2 protein-coding genes and 1 pseudogene are annotated in these 4284 nt (G+C 68.8%); all 3 read right to left on the bottom strand.

The features are described from left to right. Positions 1-454 precede the first annotated feature (454 nt). Positions 455-1542, bottom strand: a pseudogene (locus ACFWUZ_RS36125) (IS110 family transposase). A gap of 1949 nt (positions 1543-3491) precedes the next feature. Next, complete coding sequence (locus ACFWUZ_RS36120; protein ID WP_384382341.1) at positions 3492-3782, bottom strand: hypothetical protein; 291 nt, start codon at positions 3780-3782, stop codon at positions 3492-3494. Further along, a complete protein-coding gene (locus ACFWUZ_RS36115) occupies positions 3779-4135 on the bottom strand; it encodes a hypothetical protein (protein WP_384382339.1) in 357 nt (118 codons plus the stop codon). Before ACFWUZ_RS36115 ends, ACFWUZ_RS36120 begins: the two co-directional genes overlap by 4 nt. Between the last annotated feature and the right edge of the window lie 149 nt (positions 4136-4284).

The raw sequence follows: 4284 nt of genomic DNA, 5'->3' as shown, positions 1-4284 counted from the left end.
CGTTTCCGACTCTATCAGACTCTTTCGTGTCCGATTCCCGGTCGAAGCGGGTTTCGCTTTCCAGGTTTCCGCTTTCGCGTTTCCCTTTCCGGCGATTCCGACTCTATCAGAAGTTCTCCACCGGATTTCCCGGCTTGGCGATTCCTGAATGGTGAGACGGAGGCCCTGCTCGGAAATTCATTCCTACAGGGAGTGCTGCCGGACTGCTCAGCCCGTGGCAACCGTTCTACTCTACAACCCTCCTGGCCGAGCCTCCAAATCGGCCTGCCCGCCCCTCGTCCACCAGCAGCTGAGCCCACCGGAGAGACCGATCAGCTCGGGTGCGGGAGCGGACACCAGGCCAGACACCAGCCGGCCCGAACCGCTGAGAGCCCACAGGTGGTCCCCATCGAGGGGGGTGTCTCTATGTCCTTCGTCAAGCACGTGGTGCCGGGTATGGGGTTGTTTGGGGTGGTCATGCGGCGAGGGTGATGGTGGGGGTTCGGGATTCGTAGAAGGTGCCGTCGCGGAGCATGGCGAACAGGACTCTGATGCGTTGGCGGGCGAGGCGGAGGAGGGCTTGGGTGTGGGTTTTGCCGCGGGCTCGTTGCCGGTCGTAGGAGGTGCGGGAGGCGGGGTCGGCGTTCATGCAGGCGAAGGCGGACAGGAACATCGCACGTTTGAGCTGCCGGTTTCCGCCCCGTGGTGCGTGCTCGCCATGGATCGAGGTTCCCGAGCATCTGGTGGTGGGGGCGAGGCCGGCGTATGAGGCGAGGTGGGCTGCGCTGGGGAAGCCGGTGCCGTCGCCGACCGTGACCAGCAGGACGGCGGCGGTCCTGACGCCGACTCCGGGCATCGAGGTCAGGACCGGGTGAAGAGGGTGGGCCTCCAGCAGGCTGCTGATCTGGGCTTCGAGGGCCCGGCGCTGGTCGTGGACCGCGGTGAGCGAGGCGGCCAGGGACGGGATCACGATGTCGAGGGTGCCTGTGCCGGGAACGATGACGGTCTGCTCGTCGAGGGCTTCGAAGACGTCATCGATCAGCCGCTGGGCCATCCGCGGCGCCTTGGGCCGGATCAGCTCGACGAGCCTGCGTCGGCCGACCCTGCGCAGGGCGGCCGGGGAGCCGTAGCGCTCGAGGAGCCAGGTGGTGGCCGGGTGGTCCAGCCGCGGACCCAGCACCCGCTCGAGGCTGGGGTGGAACTGGATGAGCAGGCCGCGTATCCGGTTGGAGGTGCGGGTGGCCTCCGCGGCGAGGCCCTGGTCGAAGCCGGTCAGGACGGTCAGTTCGTCGTCCGGGCCGCGTCCGCGATCACAGCCGCGTCCTTCGCGTCGGTCTTCGCCTCGCCTGGATAGAGGTCGGCGATCCGCCGCGTCGCCAGTCCCGGCAGGTAAGCGACCTCGCAGCCCGCGTCGCGGGCGACCGTCAGAGGCAGAGCGCCGATGGATGCGGGCTGGTCGACGATCACCAGGACGGTGCCGAACTTGGCCTTGAGCTTGTCGAAGATCTTCTTCCCGGCCGGGGTGAGCCCATGACCGAAGTGGGAGGTCTTGCCGACGTCCATCCCGAGGAAGACGCCATCGCATCCTTCCGCAGGTGTTGACCGTGCCGGCCTTGGCGGTGGCACCGTGCTCGCGCATCCACGTTATGCAGACCTGCCGCCCACTCATCTGCCTGGCATTGCGCCAGGCCGGGCGGTGGCCGGGTCTCTCATCAGCGTCTCCGACGGCACCCCACGGGCCCGGCGACACCACTCCCCAGGTCATACCGGGCCCTGAGGCCAGCGGCCCCATTGCAGGACCGCGAAAAACATAACGGGGGAGGCCTCCTCCCCACGAGCACGCGCCGATGGAGAACTGGAAGGCGGTGCTGGCTCTGGTCGAAGCGCTGACCTGGAAGTGCCAGTGCTTCGAAGCGGGACAGGGCTGTCGGTGCCTCGTGGCGGAGAATGTGCCTGCGGCTGCTTGCGGGAGATCGGGCAGCGTTGGTCACATCGGCGACCGTCTCGCCGTGGCCATTGCCCTTCCCCAGCGTGCGCGGCATCGCGCGGGCGGCAACAGCCGTGATGAACGCGTCCCTCGCGTGAGCCTGGGCCGTGGTCCAGGCCGAGGACGACGTCGGTTAGCGATGGCCCCCTACCGAACCCAGGCTGCGCGACCGTACCGTTCCGCGCTCAAGGCCAGGCGCGGAACGGTACTGCTCGTACTCGACCAGCCGGCCCCGGTCGGTGCCCTGCCATGGAGGCGGTTGACCGGCACATGGGACGCCCGGTTGCCGAGCTGGAGATGATCGTCGGCTTCGAGGAGGACCCGGCCGACGAAACCACCCGCCTCGCCAACCAGCCCACGGCCTGCTGAACCGATCCATCCCTCGCTGGAACGAATGCTGGGGCCGCGGTTTCCAGCACCCGGCCGACTGTCCTGCCCTGGCTGGCTGACGCAGTTCGGTTCACGGGCCCAGATCCGCAAGGAGCCCAGCAGCGGCGGTCACGCTGGCGCCGCGCCAAGCGAGCAGACCGTCATCGCCCCCGGCATCCGCGGCGGCGGCCGTGCTGAGCGTCCCGCACCTGGCCGTTTCCCTTCACCCGCGCAGGCTGCTGGCCGGGCGGATCGAGGAACTCCTGGAGGCCCGCCCTCTTCCTCAGTAGCCATGCCATTGGCCAGGCAGGGATTTCGGGATACCGGACGCGGCGATCCGCCGGCGCTCGTCCAGCGCCGCAGCTCCCTTGACCGGGCACGCCCCACGTTCGACTGCTTGTCACGGACCTCACGCCAACGAATGACCGGCTCGGACCCGAACGAATCCTGCGCCCGCTCCGGGCGGGCCGATACGCAGTGCATAGCGACAGCCGCAGCTCCCGTGCGGTGCCCAGGGCCCCCATGCGTCGATCGCATCGATCGCTCCTGCGATCAGACGGCCATCCTCTCCATAGGCCGCGGTCCCGCCCCAGTCGGTAGCCCCAACCGATACCGCTACGCAGGCCCTGCGGGACGCCACCTGGCTGGGTTCATCCCGAACCGCAACGGCCCGACCTCCACCAACAGCTCAAGTACCCGCCCCGCGGTTTGATGGACTCCGGCTCCTTGGACCGCAGGACGGCGAAGGAGTAAACGGACCTGCGGAACAGCCCGAACCACTGCCGCGGATGCAATGACGCCCTGGACCGCGGAAAGGGCGAGTCCGCTCGTGGGCGCCTCTCCGCTGGGGAACTACTACCGAAGTGGGCACGCAGCGGCCTACCAAGCTGCTGCACCTTCACGTGACCGCCGACGCCCGCCGACGGAAGGACTCACCGTCTCTGCGCATCTCGGCACCTCACGTATGGGGCGGGTCTCCCGCGACGGGGCCGAGCTGTCGGTGCACTCTGCCGCGCCGCCGCACACCTTGGCGGCGACGCACGGATCACCCGCGGTCAGTCGCAACGCAGGGCGCCCGGCCTCTCGGACCTGGCGGTGGCAGATGGGCCGTACGCCACGTGCCCCCGGACGGTCCGCGACCGGGTCCGCAGGCGGCTCAGAGATTGACGCGCTTGAGGTACACGCGGCTGCGATGCGGGATGGTCTGGTACCAGACCATGAGGTGCTCGTCCTCGTACGTACGGAGACGCATCGGGTGGGGGTCCTCGTAGAGGCTCCCGTCCTTGGGGTCGATGGCCATCGCGGCCAGGTCGACCAGGCCGTCCATGACGGCTCCGATGAGGGCCTGGTGCTCCGCGTCCATGTCCCCGAGCACCCACAACCGGCTGGGATCGCACTCCCAGGCCCAGCCGCCGTCGTTCTCGACGCCCTCGCCCCGCTGGGTCACTGACCGATTTCCCGCTGGGCCTCGGCCAGGATGCGGCTGCTCGTCTCCATCGCCGCCCGGAACTGGGCCTCCGTGGAAGCAGGGTCTCCGGCGACACGTTCCGCCTCGTGGAGCGCGGCCGCCCGGGCCGGCCAGCGGTGGATCGCCACGTGCGTGGCCCACTTGATGAGGAAGAACCGCAGCGGGTTGATCGCCCCCGTCTCGGCAGCCCGGTCGAACGCCTCGTTGCATTCCTTGTCGAGCACGGCCAGGTTGGCCATGTCGATCCGGCGCACGGCGTCCCGCAGGGCTTCCCGCGTCATGGCCGGCTGAGGGATGAGAGGCCCGCCGTCTTCCCACTGCTGTGCTGTCATCGCGTCCTCCAGAGGAACGCTGGCCAGGATACCCAGCCGGCCACGTCAAACGGCCCCGGAACGCAGAAAAGCCCCGCACCGAACCCTGAAAAGGGCTGGTGCGGGGCTTCCGCAATGATTGTTCGGCGGCGTCCTACTCTCCCACAGGG

The organism is Streptomyces sp. NPDC058646 (genome assembly GCF_042716875.1).
Lineage (GTDB): Bacteria > Actinomycetota > Actinomycetes > Streptomycetales > Streptomycetaceae > Streptomyces.
The sequence above is the reverse complement of the archived record's forward strand: the minus strand, read 5'-3'. Positions and strand labels throughout refer to the sequence as shown.